This is a genomic window from Flavobacterium tegetincola DSM 22377 (assembly GCF_000425485.1).
Lineage (GTDB): Bacteria > Bacteroidota > Bacteroidia > Flavobacteriales > Flavobacteriaceae > Flavobacterium > Flavobacterium tegetincola.
This window is the reverse complement of record NZ_KE384384.1, coordinates 333,439-350,422: the sequence shown is the minus strand read 5'-3', so window position 1 is coordinate 350,422 and position 16,984 is coordinate 333,439. Positions and strand designations below refer to the sequence as shown.

Annotated in this window: 28 protein-coding genes; 27 read left to right on the top strand and 1 reads right to left on the bottom strand. The window is 36.6% G+C overall.

The window, feature by feature from the left end; translation table 11 throughout:
* Positions 1 to 3 precede the first annotated feature (3 nt).
* The 27 genes from rplB to H602_RS0112990 all read left to right on the top strand — a co-directional run bounded on the left by rplB (position 4) and on the right by H602_RS0112990 (position 14,948).
* On the top strand, positions 4 to 828 hold the full coding sequence (gene rplB / locus H602_RS0113120; RefSeq protein WP_026978412.1) for a 50S ribosomal protein L2: 825 nt from the start codon (positions 4 to 6) through the stop codon (positions 826 to 828).
* A gap of 6 nt (positions 829 to 834) precedes the next feature.
* Positions 835 to 1,113 carry a 30S ribosomal protein S19 gene (gene rpsS / locus H602_RS0113115; RefSeq protein WP_026978411.1) on the top strand — a complete coding sequence of 93 codons (279 nt, stop codon included), beginning with the start codon at positions 835 to 837 and terminating at the stop codon, positions 1,111 to 1,113.
* An 8-nt stretch (positions 1,114 to 1,121) separates the two neighbouring features.
* Positions 1,122 to 1,532, top strand: coding sequence for a 50S ribosomal protein L22 (rplV, locus tag H602_RS0113110; protein WP_026978410.1), 411 nt, complete (start codon positions 1,122 to 1,124; stop codon positions 1,530 to 1,532).
* A 5-nt stretch (positions 1,533 to 1,537) separates the two neighbouring features.
* Complete coding sequence (gene rpsC / locus H602_RS0113105; protein WP_026978409.1) at positions 1,538 to 2,302, top strand: 30S ribosomal protein S3; 765 nt, start codon at positions 1,538 to 1,540, stop codon at positions 2,300 to 2,302.
* 19 nt (positions 2,303 to 2,321) lie between these two features.
* A complete protein-coding gene (gene rplP, locus H602_RS0113100) occupies positions 2,322 to 2,747 on the top strand; it encodes a 50S ribosomal protein L16 (protein WP_026978408.1) in 426 nt (141 codons plus the stop codon).
* Positions 2,748 to 2,758: 11 nt separating this feature from the next.
* Positions 2,759 to 2,950 (top strand): 50S ribosomal protein L29, encoded by a 192-nt coding sequence (gene rpmC, locus H602_RS0113095; protein ID WP_026978407.1) that lies wholly within the window; start codon positions 2,759 to 2,761, stop codon positions 2,948 to 2,950.
* A 16-nt stretch (positions 2,951 to 2,966) separates the two neighbouring features.
* On the top strand, positions 2,967 to 3,227 hold the full coding sequence (gene rpsQ / locus H602_RS0113090; protein WP_022828365.1) for a 30S ribosomal protein S17: 261 nt from the start codon (positions 2,967 to 2,969) through the stop codon (positions 3,225 to 3,227).
* Positions 3,228 to 3,229: 2 nt separating this feature from the next.
* The gene (gene rplN, locus H602_RS0113085; RefSeq protein WP_026978405.1) at positions 3,230 to 3,598 is read left to right on the top strand and encodes a 50S ribosomal protein L14; all 369 of its coding nucleotides are present in this window, start codon (positions 3,230 to 3,232) and stop codon (positions 3,596 to 3,598) included.
* Positions 3,599 to 3,609: 11 nt separating this feature from the next.
* Positions 3,610 to 3,924, top strand: coding sequence for a 50S ribosomal protein L24 (rplX, locus tag H602_RS0113080; protein ID WP_026978404.1), 315 nt, complete (start codon positions 3,610 to 3,612; stop codon positions 3,922 to 3,924).
* A 2-nt stretch (positions 3,925 to 3,926) separates the two neighbouring features.
* The gene (gene rplE / locus H602_RS0113075; RefSeq protein ID WP_026978403.1) at positions 3,927 to 4,478 is read left to right on the top strand and encodes a 50S ribosomal protein L5; all 552 of its coding nucleotides are present in this window, start codon (positions 3,927 to 3,929) and stop codon (positions 4,476 to 4,478) included.
* A 3-nt stretch (positions 4,479 to 4,481) separates the two neighbouring features.
* Positions 4,482 to 4,751 carry a 30S ribosomal protein S14 gene (rpsN, locus tag H602_RS0113070; RefSeq protein WP_026978402.1) on the top strand — a complete coding sequence of 90 codons (270 nt, stop codon included), beginning with the start codon at positions 4,482 to 4,484 and terminating at the stop codon, positions 4,749 to 4,751.
* Positions 4,752 to 4,909: 158 nt separating this feature from the next.
* Complete coding sequence (rpsH, locus tag H602_RS0113065; protein ID WP_026978401.1) at positions 4,910 to 5,308, top strand: 30S ribosomal protein S8; 399 nt, start codon at positions 4,910 to 4,912, stop codon at positions 5,306 to 5,308.
* Positions 5,309 to 5,323: 15 nt separating this feature from the next.
* Positions 5,324 to 5,866 carry a 50S ribosomal protein L6 gene (rplF, locus tag H602_RS0113060; RefSeq protein WP_026978400.1) on the top strand — a complete coding sequence of 181 codons (543 nt, stop codon included), beginning with the start codon at positions 5,324 to 5,326 and terminating at the stop codon, positions 5,864 to 5,866.
* A gap of 12 nt (positions 5,867 to 5,878) precedes the next feature.
* On the top strand, positions 5,879 to 6,229 hold the full coding sequence (rplR, locus tag H602_RS0113055; protein WP_026978399.1) for a 50S ribosomal protein L18: 351 nt from the start codon (positions 5,879 to 5,881) through the stop codon (positions 6,227 to 6,229).
* A gap of 6 nt (positions 6,230 to 6,235) precedes the next feature.
* Positions 6,236 to 6,757: a 30S ribosomal protein S5 gene (gene rpsE / locus H602_RS0113050; protein WP_026978398.1), complete on the top strand. Its 522-nt coding sequence runs from the start codon at positions 6,236 to 6,238 to the stop codon at positions 6,755 to 6,757.
* A 12-nt stretch (positions 6,758 to 6,769) separates the two neighbouring features.
* Positions 6,770 to 6,952 (top strand): 50S ribosomal protein L30, encoded by a 183-nt coding sequence (rpmD, locus tag H602_RS0113045; RefSeq protein WP_026978397.1) that lies wholly within the window; start codon positions 6,770 to 6,772, stop codon positions 6,950 to 6,952.
* A 12-nt stretch (positions 6,953 to 6,964) separates the two neighbouring features.
* Positions 6,965 to 7,417, top strand: coding sequence for a 50S ribosomal protein L15 (gene rplO / locus H602_RS0113040; RefSeq protein ID WP_026978396.1), 453 nt, complete (start codon positions 6,965 to 6,967; stop codon positions 7,415 to 7,417).
* Positions 7,418 to 7,430: 13 nt separating this feature from the next.
* Positions 7,431 to 8,780 carry a preprotein translocase subunit SecY gene (gene secY, locus H602_RS0113035; protein WP_026978395.1) on the top strand — a complete coding sequence of 450 codons (1,350 nt, stop codon included), beginning with the start codon at positions 7,431 to 7,433 and terminating at the stop codon, positions 8,778 to 8,780.
* A gap of 4 nt (positions 8,781 to 8,784) precedes the next feature.
* The gene (gene infA, locus H602_RS0113030) at positions 8,785 to 9,000 is read left to right on the top strand and encodes a translation initiation factor IF-1 (RefSeq protein ID WP_007136545.1); all 216 of its coding nucleotides are present in this window, start codon (positions 8,785 to 8,787) and stop codon (positions 8,998 to 9,000) included.
* 5 nt (positions 9,001 to 9,005) lie between these two features.
* Positions 9,006 to 9,122 carry a type B 50S ribosomal protein L36 gene (gene ykgO, locus H602_RS19695; RefSeq protein ID WP_073370549.1) on the top strand — a complete coding sequence of 39 codons (117 nt, stop codon included), beginning with the start codon at positions 9,006 to 9,008 and terminating at the stop codon, positions 9,120 to 9,122.
* Positions 9,123 to 9,124: 2 nt separating this feature from the next.
* Positions 9,125 to 9,499: a 30S ribosomal protein S13 gene (gene rpsM, locus H602_RS0113025; RefSeq protein ID WP_022828377.1), complete on the top strand. Its 375-nt coding sequence runs from the start codon at positions 9,125 to 9,127 to the stop codon at positions 9,497 to 9,499.
* A gap of 9 nt (positions 9,500 to 9,508) precedes the next feature.
* Positions 9,509 to 9,892, top strand: coding sequence for a 30S ribosomal protein S11 (gene rpsK, locus H602_RS0113020; protein ID WP_026978394.1), 384 nt, complete (start codon positions 9,509 to 9,511; stop codon positions 9,890 to 9,892).
* Between the two features lie 122 nt (positions 9,893 to 10,014).
* Positions 10,015 to 10,620 carry a 30S ribosomal protein S4 gene (gene rpsD, locus H602_RS0113015; protein ID WP_026978393.1) on the top strand — a complete coding sequence of 202 codons (606 nt, stop codon included), beginning with the start codon at positions 10,015 to 10,017 and terminating at the stop codon, positions 10,618 to 10,620.
* 20 nt (positions 10,621 to 10,640) lie between these two features.
* Positions 10,641 to 11,633, top strand: a complete 993-nt coding sequence (locus tag H602_RS0113010) for a DNA-directed RNA polymerase subunit alpha (protein WP_022828380.1) — start codon at positions 10,641 to 10,643, stop codon at positions 11,631 to 11,633.
* 63 nt (positions 11,634 to 11,696) lie between these two features.
* Positions 11,697 to 12,191 (top strand): 50S ribosomal protein L17, encoded by a 495-nt coding sequence (gene rplQ / locus H602_RS0113005; RefSeq protein ID WP_026978392.1) that lies wholly within the window; start codon positions 11,697 to 11,699, stop codon positions 12,189 to 12,191.
* A gap of 361 nt (positions 12,192 to 12,552) precedes the next feature.
* Positions 12,553 to 13,659 carry a glutamine-hydrolyzing carbamoyl-phosphate synthase small subunit gene (gene carA / locus H602_RS0112995; protein WP_026978391.1) on the top strand — a complete coding sequence of 369 codons (1,107 nt, stop codon included), beginning with the start codon at positions 12,553 to 12,555 and terminating at the stop codon, positions 13,657 to 13,659.
* Positions 13,660 to 14,030: 371 nt separating this feature from the next.
* Positions 14,031 to 14,948 (top strand): peptidase associated/transthyretin-like domain-containing protein, encoded by a 918-nt coding sequence (locus H602_RS0112990; RefSeq protein ID WP_026978390.1) that lies wholly within the window; start codon positions 14,031 to 14,033, stop codon positions 14,946 to 14,948.
* Between the two features lie 511 nt (positions 14,949 to 15,459).
* Here the strand turns inward: H602_RS0112990 and H602_RS0112980 are convergent.
* Entirely contained in the window at positions 15,460 to 16,815 is a 1,356-nt protein-coding gene (locus H602_RS0112980) for a M28 family peptidase (protein WP_026978389.1), read from the bottom strand.
* Positions 16,816 to 16,984: the final 169 nt, after the last annotated feature.

Genomic DNA, 16,984 nt, shown 5'->3' with positions numbered 1-16,984 from the left:
AAAATGTCAGTAAGAAAATTAAAACCTATTACCCCGGGTCAGCGATTTAGAGTTGTGAATGGTTTTGACGCCATTACAACTGATAAGCCGGAGCGCTCATTGATAGCACCGATAAAAAACTCAGGAGGTAGAAATAGTCAAGGAAAAATGACCATGCGTTATACAGGCGGTGGTCACAAGCAAAGATATCGTATCATTGATTTCAAACGTACTAAAGCAGGAATTCCAGCTACAGTGAAATCAATCGAATATGATCCAAACCGTACAGCTTTTATTGCTTTATTAGCTTATGCTGATGGTGAAAAAACCTATATTATCGCACAAAATGGATTGCAAGTAGGTCAGAAATTAGTTTCTGGCGATACAGCTTCTCCTGAAATCGGTAATACCCTTCCATTAAGTAAAATTCCTCTTGGAACTGTAATTTCATGTATTGAATTACGTCCAGGTCAAGGAGCAACTATTGCTCGTTCAGCAGGAACTTTTGCTCAATTAATGGCAAGAGATGGAAAATATGCAACAATTAAAATGCCTTCTGGGGAAACAAGATTGATCTTGTTGACTTGTGCAGCTACAATTGGAGCAGTTTCTAACTCTGATCATCAATTGCTTGTATCTGGTAAAGCAGGTAGAACAAGATGGTTAGGTAGAAGACCTAGAACAAGACCAGTAGCTATGAACCCTGTCGATCACCCAATGGGTGGTGGTGAAGGTCGTTCATCAGGAGGACATCCACGTTCAAGAAACGGTATTCCTGCTAAAGGTTATAGAACTCGTTCTAAGAAAAACCCGAGTAACAAATATATTGTAGAACGTAGAAAGAAATAATAAGATATGGCACGTTCATTAAAAAAAGGACCTTTTGTACACTACAAGTTAGATAAGAAAGTTCAAGAAAATGTTGAAAACGGTAACAAAGGAGTAGTAAAGACTTGGTCTAGAGCTTCTATGATTACTCCAGATTTTGTTGGGCAAACTATCGCTGTTCATAACGGTCGTCAGTTCGTACCTGTTTACGTTACAGAAAACATGGTAGGTCACAAATTAGGAGAGTTTTCACCAACTAGATCGTTTAGAGGTCACGCTGGAGCAAAAAATAAAGGTAAAAAATAAAAGAAGCAATGGGAGTTCGTAAAAGAGAAACAGCAGATGCGAGAAAAGAGGCTAATAAGTCTATTGCTTTCGCAAAATTGAATAACTGCCCTACTTCACCTAGAAAAATGCGCTTAGTTGCGGACTTGGTTAGAGGTCAGAAGGTAGAAAGAGCACTTAATATTTTAAGATTTAGTTCAAAAGAAGCTTCAAGAAAATTGGAAAAATTATTATTGTCTGCAATCAATAACTGGGAACAGAAAAATGCAGAGGGTGATGTAGCTGAAGCTGGATTAATCGTAAAAGAAATCCGTGTAGATGGTGGAATGATGTTGAAAAGACTTCGTCCAGCTCCACAAGGAAGAGCACACAGAATTAGAAAACGTTCGAATCACGTTACAATCGTGTTAGGACAATTAGATAACACACAAGCAAACTAATTAAGATGGGACAAAAGACAAATCCAATTGGAAACAGACTTGGGATCATCAGAGGATGGGATTCAAACTGGTATGGTGGAAATGATTACGGTGATAAACTTGCCGAAGATTATAAAATCAGAAAGTACATCCATGCTCGTTTATCAAAAGCTAGTGTATCAAAGATAATTATCGAGAGAACTTTAAAACTTGTAACCGTTACTATCACTACTGCTCGACCTGGTATCATTATCGGAAAAGGTGGACAAGAGGTAGACAAGTTAAAAGAAGAACTTAAGAAAGTTACTGACAAAGAGGTTCAAATCAACATCTTTGAAATCAAAAGACCTGAGTTAGATGCTTATCTAGTTGCGACTAGCATCGCTCGTCAAATCGAAAGCCGTATTTCTTACAGACGTGCAATCAAAATGGCTATTGCTGCTTCTATGCGTATGAACGCTGAAGGTATCAAAGTTTTGATTTCTGGTCGTTTGAATGGTGCTGAGATGGCACGTTCTGAAGGATTCAAAGAAGGTAGAATTCCTCTATCAACTTTCAGAGCGGATATCGATTATGCTCTTGCTGAAGCTCATACTACTTACGGTAGAATGGGAATCAAAGTATGGATCATGAAAGGTGAAGTGTACGGAAAAAGAGATCTATCTCCACTAGTGGGAATGGATAAAAAACAATCCGGTGGTGGATCAGGCGGCGGTAGAGGTGGAGATTCCAGAGGTGGAAAATCTAACTTTAACAAAGGCGGTAAACCAGATGCTCGTAAAAGAAAGTAATTTTATAAATTAAAGAAAAATGTTACAGCCTAAAAGAACAAAATACCGAAAGGTACAAAAAGGTAAAATGAAAGGGAACTCCATGAGAGGACACGAACTTTCTAATGGAATGTTTGGTATTAAATCTGTACATGAAGATGGAATGTTCTTAACTTCTCGTCAAATCGAAGCTGCACGTATTGCTGCAACTCGTTTTATGAAGAGAGAAGGACAGTTATGGATCAAAATATTTCCGGACAAACCGATCACAAAGAAGCCTTTAGAGGTACGTATGGGTAAAGGAAAAGGAGCCGTAGAATATTGGGCTGCTGTTGTTAAACCAGGAAGAATTATGTTTGAAGTTGGAGGAGTTCCTTTAGCAGTTGCAAAAGAGGCGTTACGTCTTGCAGCTCAAAAGCTTCCAGTTAAAACTAAATTTGTCATCGCTAGAGATTTCGAAGCATAATCAATATTATTATGAAACAATCAGAAATAAAAAATCTTTCGGTAACCGAATTACAGGAAAAGTTAGGTCAATCTAAAAAAGCGTATGCTGATTTAAAAATGGCTCATGCTATTTCTCCAATTGAAAACCCACTTCAAATTAGAGGTGCAAGACGTACCGTTGCACGTTTCGCAACTGAACTAACTAAAAGAGAATTACAATAACTGTAATCTGTTAAAGATGGAAGAAAAAAGAAATTTAAGAAAAGAAAGAGTTGGTGTAGTTACTTCTAATAAAATGGACAAGTCTATTGTTATTGCTGAAGTAAGAAAAGTAAAACACCCATTATACGGTAAGTTCGTGTTGAAGACTAAAAAGTATCATGCACACGACGAAACAAACGACTGTAACATTGGAGATACGGTAAGGATCAGCGAAACGCGTCCTTTAAGTAAAACGAAATGTTGGAGGTTAGTTGAAATCCTAGAAAGAGCTAAATAATTATGGTACAACAAGAATCAAGACTAAAAGTAGCAGATAACACAGGAGCTAAAGAAGTTTTAACTATCCGTGTTTTAGGAGGTACCAAAAGAAGGTATGCCTCTGTTGGTGACAAGATTGTAGTATCTATTAAAGATACTTCTCCTAACGGAAGCGTTAAAAAAGGAGCAGTATCCACTGCAGTTGTGGTACGTACCAGAAAAGAAGTGAGAAGAGCCGACGGTTCTTACATCCGATTTGATGACAATGCTTGTGTTCTTTTGAACGCAGCAGGTGAGATGAGAGGAACTCGTGTTTTTGGTCCAGTAGCAAGAGAACTTCGTGAAAAACAATTCATGAAGATTGTATCATTAGCACCAGAAGTGCTTTAATTAGTTGTAAGATGATAAAGCTAAAAATAAAATCAGGAGATACTGTTAGAGTTATTGCTGGAGACCATAAAGGTGCTGAAGGTAAAGTTGTAAAAGTAGATCGTGAAAAGAACAAAGCGATTGTTGAAGGTGTAAACATGGTTAGTAAACATACTAAACCAAGTGCAAAAAGCCCTCAAGGAGGAATCGTTAAGAAAGAGGCTCCAATCCAAATCTCTAATGTTGCATTAGTAGATACAAAAACTAAAGCTACTACAAAAGTAGGTTTTAGAATGGACGGAGATAAGAAAGTAAGATTTTCAAAAAAATCTAATCAAGTACTATAGTGATGGCATATACACCTAGACTAAAAGAAGAATATAAGAGTAGAGTTGTCTCTGCTCTTAAGGAAGAATTCGGTTACACAAACGTAATGCAAGTTCCAAAATTGGAAAAAATCGTTTTGAGTAAAGGAGTTGGAGCAGCAGTATCAGATAAGAAATTAATTGATTATGCTGTTGAAGAATTGACTAAAATTACAGGTCAAAAAGCAGTTTCTACGATCTCTAAGAAAGATGTTGCGTCTTTTAAATTGAGAAAAGGAATGCCTATTGGAGCAAAAGTGACTTTGCGCGGTGAAAGAATGTACGAGTTTTTAGATAGACTTGTAACTTCAGCTTTGCCACGTGTACGTGATTTCAGTGGTATCAAAGCTACTGGATTTGACGGAAGAGGAAACTATAACCTTGGAGTTTTAGAGCAAATCATTTTCCCAGAAATTGATATTGACAAAGTAAACAAAATTACAGGAATGGATATTACCTTCGTTACATCTGCTGCGACAGATAAAGAAGCGAAATCATTGTTGACTGAATTAGGATTACCTTTTAAAAAGAATTAAGACATGGCTAAAGAATCAATGAAAGCCCGTGAGGTGAAAAGAGAAAAAACGGTAGCAAAGTATGCTGAGAAAAGAAAAGCTTTGAAAGAAGCTGGAGATTTCGAAGGTTTGCAGAAATTACCGAAAAACGCTTCACCGGTTCGTTTGCACAACCGTTGCAAATTAACAGGAAGACCAAGAGGTTATATGCGCCAGTTTGGTATTTCACGTGTAACATTCCGTGAAATGGCAAATAATGGATTAATTCCAGGTGTAAAAAAAGCAAGTTGGTAAAATATTGTTTATCATTTTGATATTTCAACAGATAGTTGTAAGTTTGCCGGCCTTTGGTCGCGAACTCACAACTGTCTGTTCGTTATAGATTAGAGTTTTAATGGTTTCAGGTTCTTCCGGATGGTCCGGCAGAATACCAAAATCGCAATTTAATACATATGTATACAGATCCTATTGCGGATTATTTGACAAGAGTAAGAAACGCTGTGGCAGCAAACCACAAAGTCGTTGAAATTCCTGCGTCTAATCTGAAAAAAGAGATTACCAAGATCTTATTCGATCAAGGTTATATCTTGAGTTACAAGTTTGAAGATAATGCCGTTCAAGGTAGTATCAAAATCGCTTTGAAGTACGATAAAGAGACTAAAGAGCCGGTTATCAAAGATATCCAAAGAATTAGTAAACCAGGTTTACGTAAGTACGCAGGTGCTTCTAAATTACCTAGAATCCTTAACGGTCTTGGTATTGCAATTGTTTCTACATCAAAAGGTTTGATGACTGGAAAGCAAGCTAAACAATTAAATATTGGTGGCGAAGTAATTTGTTACGTATACTAAAAAAACTAAAGAGAGATGTCAAGAATAGGAAAAAGTCCCGTTGTAATCCCCGCTGGTGTAACTGTTGAAGTTGCAAATGGTGTGATTACTGTTAAAGGAAAATTAGGACAACTTACACAAGAGTTTTCAGACGTAACTGTGAAAGTTGAAGAAGGTCAAGTTCAGGTTGAAAGATCGTCAGATCATAAAGACCATAGAGCAAAGCACGGATTGTACAGATCATTAGTCAATAACATGATTATCGGTGTGTCAGAAGGTTTTACTAAATCTTTAGAATTAGTTGGAGTTGGTTACAGAGCTTCTAATCAAGGTCAAAAACTTGATTTAGCTTTAGGTTTTTCTCACAACATCGTTTTGATGGTAGCTCCAGAAGTTACTTTGGAAACTATTTCTGAAAAAGGTAAGAATCCAATTGTAAAGCTAACTTCTCATGATAAGCAATTATTAGGAGCAATCGCTGCAAAAATTAGAGGTTTCCGTAAACCAGAACCGTACAAAGGTAAAGGTGTGAAATTCGTAGGTGAAGTATTAAGAAGAAAAGCAGGTAAATCCGCTTAAAAACATAAGATTATGTCATTAACAAAATCTGATAGAAGACAGAGAATTAAATTCAGAATTAGAAAGATTGTAAGCGGTACTGCTGCAAGACCAAGACTTTCTGTATTCAGAAGTAACAAAGAAATTTACGCTCAAATTATTGATGACGTATCTGGTAAAACTTTGTTAGCTGCATCTTCAAGAGAAAAAGGAGTAAATAAAGGTACAAACGTTGAAATCGCTTCAGCTGTTGGAAAACTTGTTGCCGAGAAAGCTGTTGCAGCTGGAATCGAAACAGTAACTTTCGATAGAGGTGGTTATTTATACCACGGACGTATCCAATCATTAGCAGAAGGCGCTAGAGCCGCTGGACTTAAATTCTAATATAGTATGTCTAATTATAAAAATGTAGAATTGGTAAAACCTAGCGGACTTGAATTGAAAGATCGTTTGGTGAGTGTGAATCGTGTTACTAAAGTTACAAAAGGTGGTAGAGCTTTCGGTTTTTCTGCAATTGTAGTGGTAGGTGATGAAAATGGAGTTGTTGGTCATGGTTTAGGTAAATCTAAAGATGTTTCTGAAGCAATTGCGAAAGCAGTAGAAGATGCTAAGAAAAATCTTGTGAGAATTCCTTTGAATGGTCATTCAGTTCCTCACGAACAAAAAGGTAAATTTAGTGGTGCACGTGTACACTTAATTCCAGCCTCTCATGGTACAGGAGTTATTGCTGGTGGTTCTGTTCGTTCAGTGCTTGAATCAGTAGGTATTCACGATGTATTGTCTAAATCTCAAGGATCTTCAAATCCGCACAACGTAGTTAAAGCAACTTTCGATGCTTTGTTACAAATGAGAAGCGCTTACACTGTTGCAAAACAAAGAGGTGTTTCTTTAGAAAAAGTTTTTAAAGGTTAATTCAAGGAAATTATGGCGAAGTTATTAGTAAAACAAGTTCGAAGTCAAATCAACTGTCCACTTACTCAAAAAAGAGGATTAGAGGCTTTAGGACTTCGTAAAATGGGACAAGTTGTAGAGCACGATTCAAATCCTGCTATCCTTGGGATGATAAACAAAGTTAAACACTTAGTTTCTGTAGAGGAAGCTAAATAACAAATATTAGTTATGAATTTAAGTAACTTACAACCAGCTGAAGGTTCAACACACAATCAAAATAAAAGATTAGGTAGAGGAGAAGGTTCTGGAAAAGGTGGTACTTCTGCAAGAGGTCACAAAGGAGCAAAATCTCGTTCTGGTTATTCGAAAAAGATTGGTTTTGAGGGAGGGCAAATGCCACTTCAAAGACGTGTGCCTAAGTTTGGTTTTACAAACATCAATCGTAAAGATTACGAAGGTGTGAATCTTGATACACTTCAAATGATGGTAGACAATGGTACGATTATAGATACAGTTGATATGACTGTTTTTGTTTCAAACCGTTTGGCTAGAAAACATGAGATTGTTAAGATTTTAGGAAGAGGAGAGTTGACTGCTAAAATAAAAGTAACTGCTCACAAATTTACTGCTACTGCAAAAGCGGCTATTGAAGCTGCAGGTGGTGAAGCTGTAACATTATAATTTTTTTAGCAATATGAAGAAATTTTTAGAATCATTTAGTAATGTTTGGAAAATCGAGGAACTGAAAAACAGAATCCTGATTACATTAGGACTGTTAGTTGTTTATCGATTTGGAGCGCATGTTACGCTTCCAGGTATTGATGCTACTCAATTGACAAACTTATCCGGACAGACAGAAAGTGGAATTGGTTCAATTCTTGATATGTTTACCGGTGGAGCTTTTTCAAAAGCATCTGTATTTGCGTTGGGTATTATGCCTTACATTTCTGCATCTATTGTAGTGCAATTGATGGGAATAGCAGTTCCTTATTTGCAAAAACTACAAAAAGATGGTGAAAGTGGAAGAACAAAAATCAACCAGATTACACGTTGGTTAACGATTGGAATCACACTAGTTCAAGCGCCAGGTTATATCTATAACTTGTACAGAACGATTCCAAATGCAATTATTGCTTCATCAAACCCTGAATTGATTTCACAATTTTCATTCTTATTTTCTTCTGTAGCTATTTTAGTTACAGGAACAATATTTGCAATGTGGTTGGGTGAAAAAATTACTGATAAAGGTATCGGAAACGGTATTTCTCTATTGATCATGGTAGGTATTATTGCTCGTTTGCCACAAGCATTCATTCAAGAATTTACCTCTACGATTACAAACAACAATGGAGGACCAATGTTATTGGTTATTGAAGTAATTATCTGGTTATTAGTTATCGTAGCTTGTATACTTTTAGTTATGGCTGTGAGAAAGATTCCAGTGCAATACGCAAGACGTACAGTATCAGGAGAATTTGAACAAGATGGAAACCGTCAATGGATTCCGTTAAAGTTGAATGCTTCTGGAGTAATGCCTATCATTTTTGCACAAGCAATTATGTTTATCCCGGCAGCTGTAGCAGGTTTGTCAGATTCAGATACTTCACGCTCCATTGCTGGTGCATTTAGTAATATGTTTGGATTTTGGTACAACCTTGTGTTTGCTACTTTGATTGTTGTGTTTACTTATTTTTATACAGCAATTACAGTTCCAACCAATAAAATGGCAGATGATTTAAAGAGAAGTGGTGGATTTATTCCAGGGATTCGTCCAGGAGTGGAAACATCTGAATTTTTAGATAAAGTGATGTCATTAATTACTTTCCCAGGTTCTTTATTTCTTGCGCTAATTGCTGTGTTCCCAGCTATTCTTGTAAGTGTTATGGATGTACAACAATCTTGGGCAATGTTTTTTGGTGGTACTTCATTGATTATCATGGTTGGTGTTGCAATCGATACCATCCAACAAATTAATTCGTACCTACTGAACAAACATTATGACGGTTTGATGAAGAGTGGTAAAAACAGAAAAGCAGTAGCTTAATTTTATGGCTAAACAATCAGCAATAGAACAAGACGGATCAATCATCGAAGCATTATCAAATGCGATGTTCCGTGTAGAATTAGAGAATGGACATATTGTAATTGCCCATATTTCAGGAAAAATGCGCATGCATTACATCAAGTTATTACCTGGTGATAAAGTAAAACTGGAAATGAGCCCTTACGATTTGTCAAAAGCAAGAATTACTTATAGATATTAAAGGATATGAAAGTTAGAGCTTCAGTAAAAAAGAGAAGTGCCGAGTGCAAGATTGTACGAAGAAAAGGCAGATTATACGTAATCAACAAAAAGAATCCTAGATTTAAACAAAGACAAGGATAATTATGGCAAGAATAGCAGGGGTAGACATCCCGAAAAACAAAAGAGGAGTTATCGCTTTAACTTATATCTTCGGAGTAGGAAGAAGTAGAGCTATTGAGGTTTTAGAAAAAGCTCAAGTTAGCCAAGATAAAAAAGTTCAAGAGTGGAATGACGACGAAATCGGAGCAATTCGTGAAGCCGTTGGATTTTACAAAATTGAAGGTGAGTTGCGTTCTGAAGTGTCTTTACACATCAAACGTTTAATGGATATCGGATGTTACAGAGGAATCCGTCATAGATCTGGTCTTCCATTAAGAGGACAAAGAACTAAAAACAACTCTAGAACAAGAAAAGGTAAAAGAAAAACTGTTGCGAACAAGAAAAAAGCAACTAAATAGTAAGTAGATATGGCTAAAGCAACCGTAAAAAAGCGTAAAGTTATCATTGAATCAACTGGTGAAGCTCATATTAGTGCTACTTTTAACAACATCATCATTTCTTTGACTAACAAAAAAGGTGAAGTTATCTCTTGGTCTTCAGCAGGTAAAATGGGTTTCAGAGGTTCTAAAAAGAACACTCCGTATGCAGCTCAAATGGCAGCCGAAGATTGTGGTAAAGTAGCTCTTGAAGCTGGATTGAAGAAAGTTAAGGTTTATGTAAAAGGACCAGGAAACGGACGTGAGTCTGCAATCCGTTCTTTGCATAACAGTGGAATTGAAGTTACAGAAATTATTGATGTAACACCAATGCCTCACAACGGATGTCGTCCTCCTAAAAGACGTAGAGTATAATTTTATGCTTGAATTTTTTTCAGCATTCTAATAATGTAGTATAACAAAAAGGTAGAACTCAGATTATCGAAGGATTTGACCTGAATTCATAATCTCTACCTTAAATTAAATTTTTATAAAAAATGGCAAGATATACTGGTCCAAGCACAAGAATTGCTCGTAAATTTGGCGAGGCAATTTTCGGAGATGATAAATCTTTCGAAAGAAGAAGTTACCCACCTGGACAACACGGACAGGCGAAAAAAAGAGGTAAAAAATCGGAATATGCAATCCAATTAATGGAAAAGCAAAAAGCGAAATACTCTTATGGAATTCTTGAAAAACAATTTCGTAACCTTTTCAAAAAAGCATCTGCAGCTCGTGGAGTAACAGGTGAAGTTCTTTTACAACTTTGCGAAGCTCGTTTGGATAATGTGGTTTTCCGTATGGGAATCGCTCCAACGCGTCGTGCAGCTCGTCAAATAACATCTCATAGACACATTACAGTTAACGGTGAGTTGGTAAACATTCCATCATACCACCTTAAACCAGGTGATGTTGTTGCAGTTCGTGAAAAATCTAAATCTTTAGAGGCTATCGAACGTTCTTTATCTAATTCAAGTCACGTTTACGAGTGGATTACATGGAATAACGATACCATGCAAGGTACTTTTGTTACTGTTCCTGCTAGATTGCAGATTCCAGAAAACATTAAAGAACAACTTATCGTCGAATTGTACAACAAATAATAATTGACTTAGTCGAAATTATGGCAATATTTAATTTTCAGAAGCCCGATAAAGTTATCATGATCGATTCAACCGATTTTGAAGGTAAGTTTGAATTCAGACCTTTAGAACCGGGTTACGGATTGACCGTTGGTAATGCACTTAGAAGAGTTTTGTTATCCGCTTTAGAAGGATATGCAATAACATCTGTTAGAATTGAAGGGGTAGACCACGAATTTTCTACTATTTCAGGTGTTGTTGAAGACGTTACAGAAATTATTCTTAATCTTAAACAAGTGCGTTTCAAACGCCAGATTGATGACGTAGATAACGAATCTGTTACTATTTCTGTATCTGGAAAAGACCAACTTACGGCAGGTGATTTCCAAAAGTTTATTTCAGGTTTTCAAGTTCTAAATCCAGAATTAGTTATCTGTAATTTAGACAGTAAAGTTAACCTTAACATTGAACTTACTATCGAAAAAGGTAGAGGATATGTTCCAGCAGAGGAAAACAAAAAACAAAATGCAGCAATAGGAACAATCTTTACTGATTCTATCTTTACACCTGTAAAGAATGTAAAGTATGGAATTGAAAACTTCCGTGTAGAGCAAAAAACAGATTATGAAAAATTAGTTTTTGAAATCAAAACTGATGGATCTATTAATCCAAAAGATGCACTTACTGAAGCAGCTAAAGTTCTTATTCACCATTTCATGTTGTTTTCTGACGAAAGAATTACACTTGAAGCAGACGAAATTGCACAAACTGAATCCTATGACGAAGAGTCATTGCACATGAGACAATTGCTTAAAACTAAGCTTGTTGATATGGATCTTTCAGTTAGAGCATTGAATTGCTTGAAAGCGGCAGAGGTTGATACACTTGGAGACTTAGTTTCTTTCAACAAAAACGACTTAATGAAATTCCGTAATTTCGGTAAAAAATCTTTAACAGAACTAGACGAACTAGTAGCTATTAAAAATTTAACCTTCGGAATGGATTTAGCAAAATACAAATTAGATAAAGAATAAATTACTTCATATTTTGCTCTCCATAGAGGATTGTAGCAAGATGAAAGTATTAAAAAACACGTCATGAGACACGGAAAAAAATTCAATCACTTAAGCAGACAAAAAGGACATAGAGCTTCTATGCTTGCTAATATGGCTTGTTCTCTTATCGAGCACAAACGTATTAACACTACTGTTGCTAAAGCCAAAGCGTTAAAACAATTTGTTGAGCCGCTTATTACAAAATCTAAAGATGATACAACACACAACCGTCGTATCGTGTTCGCTTACTTACGTAGCAAATATGCCGTAACTGACTTGTTCAGAGACGTAGCTGCTAAAGTAGGTGACCGTCCAGGTGGTTACACACGTATCATTAAAGTTGGAAATCGTCTAGGAGATAATGCTGACATGGCAATGATCGAATTAGTAGATTTCAACGAAATATACAACGGTGGTAAAAAAGAAGAGAAAAAAGCTAAAAGCCGTCGTGGTGGAAAAGCTAAAAAATCTGAAGCAACTGATAAAGCTCCTGAAGCTCCAGCTGCAGAAACCGAAGGTACTGAAACTGCTGAATAATGCATTTCACACTTTAAATATAGAAAAGGATAAACATTTAGTTGTTTATCCTTTTTTTTTGTGGTATCCCATCACGGTTATAGCTTTGTCAAGCTGAATTTAGCTTCTCATCTGAATTGTACGAATTAGTAGGAGCGAATGGCTCGGGCTTTTCTAGCAGTCCATATTCCCGTTTTCCGCTGCAATCCTTATGGACCGAACAACGGTCCACAAGGATTTCCACTGCACCCGGGGTTAGTGGGAATCAAGCGGCTTACTTTTAATCTTTTTGAATTTTTAAACAGTATTGCAATGGTGTACAATTAACTAAAAAAAACTAAATTTGCACCCGACAACTACAAGACAACAATAACTACAACGAATGAAATACACAACACGACAAAAAGCCATCCTTTTATTAAGTGATGGAACGATTTTTCACGGAAAATCCATAGGAATTGAAGGAACCACGTTTGGCGAAGTTTGTTTCAATACCGGAATGACCGGTTATCAAGAAATCTTTACGGATCCTTCTTATTTCGGACAAATCATGGTGGCCACCAACCCACACATCGGAAATTACGGTGTAAATGATAACGAAGTAGATTCCAATTCTATTAAAATCTCAGGCTTAGTTTGTAAAAACTTTAGCTTTAATTATTCAAGAGCAGATGCTTCCGGAAGTCTTGAAGATTATTTTAAAGAACAAAATTTAATTTGTATTTCTGACGTTGATACGCGTGCTTTAGTGAGTTATATCCGCGACAACGGAGCTATGAATTCAGTTATTTGTACCGATGGAACTCCAATTGAAGAGTTGAAAGCAGCTTTAGCAAATACGCCAAACATGAATGGTTTGGAATTGGCTTCGAAAGTTTCAACAACAGCACCGTACTTTTGGGGGAATGAAAATGCAAAATACCGAATCTCCGCTTTGGATTTAGGAATAAAATACAACATCCTTCGTAACTTCGACCAACGCGATTGCTACATAAAAGTTTTTCCTTGGAATACTTCGTTTGAAGAAATGGCGGAATTCAATCCCGATGGATATTTCTTGTCCAACGGCCCTGGAGATCCACAGCCCTTAGTTGGCGCTCAAGAAATAGCAAAATCAATTTTGGAAACCAATAAACCGTTATTCGGAATTTGTTTGGGACATCAAGTAATTGCATTGGCACATGGGATTCCAACGTATAAAATGTTCAACGGACACAGAGGAATCAACCATCCGGTAATGAATTTGATTTCTGGTAAAGGTGAAATTACTTCTCAAAACCACGGTTTCGCGGTTGAAAAAGAAGCTTTAGAAAACCATCCTGACTTTGAAATTACACATTTACACATTAACGACGGTACAATTGCAGGAATGCGAATGAAAAATAAAGATTGCTTCTCAGTACAATACCACCCGGAAGCGAGTCCTGGACCACACGATGCTTCTTATCTTTTTGATGAGTTCATCGAACGGATAGAGAAATCTAAATAACAACTCAAAAGCCTGCAATTTTTGCAGTCTTTTTTAGTTTTAAAGCTTACATTTCTTCCAGTACTAACTTTCTCTTGGAGTTCATCTGAATATTTAATTTATCTCGCCAAGACGCAAAGCCGCCAAGTTTAACCGGTATCCTTTGCGTCTTTGCGACTTTGCGAGATTTTTGAAGAGAGTAGGCTTTTGGTGAAATACTATTCAAATTTTGTAAAAATGTTTAACATTATTTTCTCCTTAACGTTCCACGAATATAATCAGAAGAAAACACCACCACACTTTGCTGTCTGGATTTTATTACCTTCACAACGCCAAAATAGTACGTATCAATCTTGACATTGTTCTGACGCTGCAACACATAAATTACTTATATGAAATTACTAATCTCAGTTTTACTATTTGTTAATTGGTTTTCAACCGCTCAAAGTAAAAAACATCTGCTTCTTGATGCAGCAAGTAAAAGACCTATTGAGCAAGCAAATATTGATTTTCTAAATGGAAGCGGAACACATACGGATGCAAGAGGACGTTTTAGTTTAAATAAAAACGCTTCGTCTATACGGATTACCTATATTGGTTATCAATCTTTGGATTTGAGAACAAATGCTTTAACTGATACTATTTTTTTAAAGCAATCCACAGAAGTACTAACTGAAGTTAATGTTTCTGGAGAAAAGAAAAAGTACCAGAAGATTTTCCCCAAAAGAGCAATTAATAATTACTTTATGGAAAACTTTGGAACAGGAGCTCCTATTTCAACTATTTTAATGAAAGCTATTTTTATTCCAAACGAGAATAAGGATACATCTAAACTTATTTCAAAAATTATTCTTTATCCTACTGATTATAATATTGTTTCTTTAGGTCGTAAAGCAAAATTTAATAAACAGAAAGGCCAGAAGTTCGCACCTTTTAAAATCAACTTGTTTACCGTAGACACCTTAATTGGTATTCCGGTTCGGCAGCTATTTGTGAAGGACATAACGGTTCAGTTGCAAGAAGGCGAAACCAAATTGATTTACGAACTGACTTTAGAACAACAACTTAACTTTCCTGCTGAAGGAATTTTCATAAGTATTTCAACTTTTAACAAGGAATATTATGAAGCTATTGGTTTTAAAACAGGACCTGCATTCAAAACCATTGGTATTTCGGAGGAAAGCGCGTTTAAGGTTTATGAAAAAAGTTTCGCGTTTTATGAAGAAGGCAACCCGAATGCTAAATGGTTTCGTGATAAAAGCATGTGGGATAGAAAGAATACCTATTATGTGGGTTTAGAAATTTATTAGACGAGTAAATTTATAGGTTTCGCTGCTTACCAAAAGTCCGGAGAAGTTTAAGTAACAACTCAAAAGCCTGCAATTTTTTCAGGATTTTTTAGTTTTAAAGCTAGCGATACTTCCGCTACTAACTTTTTAATGGAACTCATTTAAATTATTAATTTATCTCGCCAAGACGCAAAGCCGCCAACTTTAACCGGTATCCTTTGCGTCTCAGCGCCTTTGCGAGATTTTATTAAATTAGACTTAAAAAGAAATCATCTAGGATTCGTTTGAAAAAATTGCTTTTGGATAACAACTCAAAAGCCTGCAATTTTTGCAGGCTTTTTTAGTTTTAAAGCTAGCGGTTCTTCAACAACTAACTTTTTAATGGAGCTTATTTAAATTACTAATTTATCTTGCCAAAACGCAAAGACGCAAAGTTTAACCGGTATTCTTTGCGTCTTAGCGCCTTTGCGAGACTTATCTAATTAATCTTAAAAAGAAATCATCTAAGATTCATTTGAAAAAATGACAGCCACTACTTCCTCCTAAACGTAGTCCTGATAATATCATTAGGAAATACCACCACACTTTCGTGTCCTAATTTTGAAACCGAGACAACGCCAAAATAAAAGTTATCAATCACGATACCTTCTAATTCAAAACTATCTACATTTCCTACATTTCGGCTGAATTCCCACTGAGGAGAAGTCGTTAACCGCCAGTATATCTTATATCCCGCAACGTTTGGGTCGTCTGTTTTGTCCCACTTTAGCTTGGTGTTGGGTTCTACAACACCTCCAATAAGTACATTTTTGGGTGCTGTTGGTGCCCAAGCGAGTGCTGCTAGTGTAATTGCATTTACGGCAGTCAACTTTTTAGCGTAAGCAAAATTCACGCCTTCTATAACATCGCCGTATTTAACTCCGTTTTCTATCCGAATATCTTGGTGTTGTCGGTTGTAGTTTTCGTGGGCTTCCATAATTCTTACTCCAGCAAAACCCATGTCGTTAAAGGGTTTGTGGTGACCTCCTCTGCCAAAACGGTCAAGTCTATACACCATCATCGGGTTCATTTCGGGCATGTAAGTAAGTGTTGTTTTGTGAATAAAGCGTGCCAATTGTCGGGAAATACCATCCACTTCACCGCCATAATATCTTCGATTGGACTTTTCTTTTTCGGTTTCAATAAACGGAGTGGGTTCAGAAAAGATGCGGAATGTTCTGTTGTCTATCACGCCATCTACGCCTTCAATATTGCCTATCATGTCGTTATTTAGCACAGCCACAATGTCCCAATTGTTCTTTTGAGCATATTCGGCAAAGCCTTTTCCGCCAAACAAGCCTTGTTCTTCTCCCGACAATCCTAGGTAAACAATATTGCAATCAAACTTATATTTTGACAATACTCTTGCCGCTTCAATAGTTCCCGCCATTCCCGTGGCATTGTCATTAGCACCTGGAGCGTCGTTTTTGAAGTCTATCGGGTCCGAATTTCTACTGTCAATATCGCCCGTCATAATAATGTAGCGGTTTGTTTTCTTGGCACTTTTTTGTACGGCAACCACATTTACAATCCATGTATCCTTCGGGACACGTTCGCCAACATTGGTGGTTACATAGTCTTTTTGGTAAAAAACTTCTAAGCAATTCGCACAGTCTTTTGAGGTTTTGTCAAATTCTGATTTTATCCAGCGTCGTGCAGCGCCAATTCCCCGCTTGGTTGAAACGGTATCGCTAAAGGTATTTCGAGTACCAAAGTTGGCTAAATTTCTAATGTCGCTTTCAATTCTTTCGGCAGAAACATCTTTTATAATGTCATAAATGCGTTGGTCTGTTTGCGAAAACGACCATTGACTCAGTAGGACGAGTAGGAGTAGAGCGCTGTGTTTCATTTGTTTTTATTTCAAATTTAATGAAAAATGCGCCTTGTTTTTGATATTTAACGTGTGTTGAATATAGGAATTTGAATGAACAAGACGCTCGCGCTGAACTTAGTGACATTATGTTTGCGCTAATAGAGAAAGTGCAAATTTAGCTGTGTCTACAATAAATACAAACGGA

What these genes read in the sequence shown, in the direction of transcription:
- rplB (WP_026978412.1), top strand. Translation starts at nt 4, where the DNA reads ATGTCAGTAAGAAAATTAAAACCTATTACCCCGGGTCAGCGATTTAGA.
- rpsS (WP_026978411.1), top strand. Translation starts at nt 835, where the DNA reads ATGGCACGTTCATTAAAAAAAGGACCTTTTGTACACTACAAGTTAGAT.
- rplV (WP_026978410.1), top strand. Translation starts at nt 1,122, where the DNA reads ATGGGAGTTCGTAAAAGAGAAACAGCAGATGCGAGAAAAGAGGCTAAT.
- rpsC (WP_026978409.1), top strand. Translation starts at nt 1,538, where the DNA reads ATGGGACAAAAGACAAATCCAATTGGAAACAGACTTGGGATCATCAGA.
- rplP (WP_026978408.1), top strand. Translation starts at nt 2,322, where the DNA reads ATGTTACAGCCTAAAAGAACAAAATACCGAAAGGTACAAAAAGGTAAA.
- rpmC (WP_026978407.1), top strand. Translation starts at nt 2,759, where the DNA reads ATGAAACAATCAGAAATAAAAAATCTTTCGGTAACCGAATTACAGGAA.
- rpsQ (WP_022828365.1), top strand. Translation starts at nt 2,967, where the DNA reads ATGGAAGAAAAAAGAAATTTAAGAAAAGAAAGAGTTGGTGTAGTTACT.
- rplN (WP_026978405.1), top strand. Translation starts at nt 3,230, where the DNA reads ATGGTACAACAAGAATCAAGACTAAAAGTAGCAGATAACACAGGAGCT.
- rplX (WP_026978404.1), top strand. Translation starts at nt 3,610, where the DNA reads ATGATAAAGCTAAAAATAAAATCAGGAGATACTGTTAGAGTTATTGCT.
- rplE (WP_026978403.1), top strand. Translation starts at nt 3,927, where the DNA reads ATGGCATATACACCTAGACTAAAAGAAGAATATAAGAGTAGAGTTGTC.
- rpsN (WP_026978402.1), top strand. Translation starts at nt 4,482, where the DNA reads ATGGCTAAAGAATCAATGAAAGCCCGTGAGGTGAAAAGAGAAAAAACG.
- rpsH (WP_026978401.1), top strand. Translation starts at nt 4,910, where the DNA reads ATGTATACAGATCCTATTGCGGATTATTTGACAAGAGTAAGAAACGCT.
- rplF (WP_026978400.1), top strand. Translation starts at nt 5,324, where the DNA reads ATGTCAAGAATAGGAAAAAGTCCCGTTGTAATCCCCGCTGGTGTAACT.
- rplR (WP_026978399.1), top strand. Translation starts at nt 5,879, where the DNA reads ATGTCATTAACAAAATCTGATAGAAGACAGAGAATTAAATTCAGAATT.
- rpsE (WP_026978398.1), top strand. Translation starts at nt 6,236, where the DNA reads ATGTCTAATTATAAAAATGTAGAATTGGTAAAACCTAGCGGACTTGAA.
- rpmD (WP_026978397.1), top strand. Translation starts at nt 6,770, where the DNA reads ATGGCGAAGTTATTAGTAAAACAAGTTCGAAGTCAAATCAACTGTCCA.
- rplO (WP_026978396.1), top strand. Translation starts at nt 6,965, where the DNA reads ATGAATTTAAGTAACTTACAACCAGCTGAAGGTTCAACACACAATCAA.
- secY (WP_026978395.1), top strand. Translation starts at nt 7,431, where the DNA reads ATGAAGAAATTTTTAGAATCATTTAGTAATGTTTGGAAAATCGAGGAA.
- infA (WP_007136545.1), top strand. Translation starts at nt 8,785, where the DNA reads ATGGCTAAACAATCAGCAATAGAACAAGACGGATCAATCATCGAAGCA.
- ykgO (WP_073370549.1), top strand. Translation starts at nt 9,006, where the DNA reads ATGAAAGTTAGAGCTTCAGTAAAAAAGAGAAGTGCCGAGTGCAAGATT.
- rpsM (WP_022828377.1), top strand. Translation starts at nt 9,125, where the DNA reads ATGGCAAGAATAGCAGGGGTAGACATCCCGAAAAACAAAAGAGGAGTT.
- rpsK (WP_026978394.1), top strand. Translation starts at nt 9,509, where the DNA reads ATGGCTAAAGCAACCGTAAAAAAGCGTAAAGTTATCATTGAATCAACT.
- rpsD (WP_026978393.1), top strand. Translation starts at nt 10,015, where the DNA reads ATGGCAAGATATACTGGTCCAAGCACAAGAATTGCTCGTAAATTTGGC.
- H602_RS0113010 (WP_022828380.1), top strand. Translation starts at nt 10,641, where the DNA reads ATGGCAATATTTAATTTTCAGAAGCCCGATAAAGTTATCATGATCGAT.
- rplQ (WP_026978392.1), top strand. Translation starts at nt 11,697, where the DNA reads ATGAGACACGGAAAAAAATTCAATCACTTAAGCAGACAAAAAGGACAT.
- carA (WP_026978391.1), top strand. Translation starts at nt 12,553, where the DNA reads ATGAAATACACAACACGACAAAAAGCCATCCTTTTATTAAGTGATGGA.
- H602_RS0112990 (WP_026978390.1), top strand. Translation starts at nt 14,031, where the DNA reads ATGAAATTACTAATCTCAGTTTTACTATTTGTTAATTGGTTTTCAACC.
- H602_RS0112980 (WP_026978389.1), bottom strand. Translation starts at nt 16,815, where the DNA reads ATGAAACACAGCGCTCTACTCCTACTCGTCCTACTGAGTCAATGGTCG.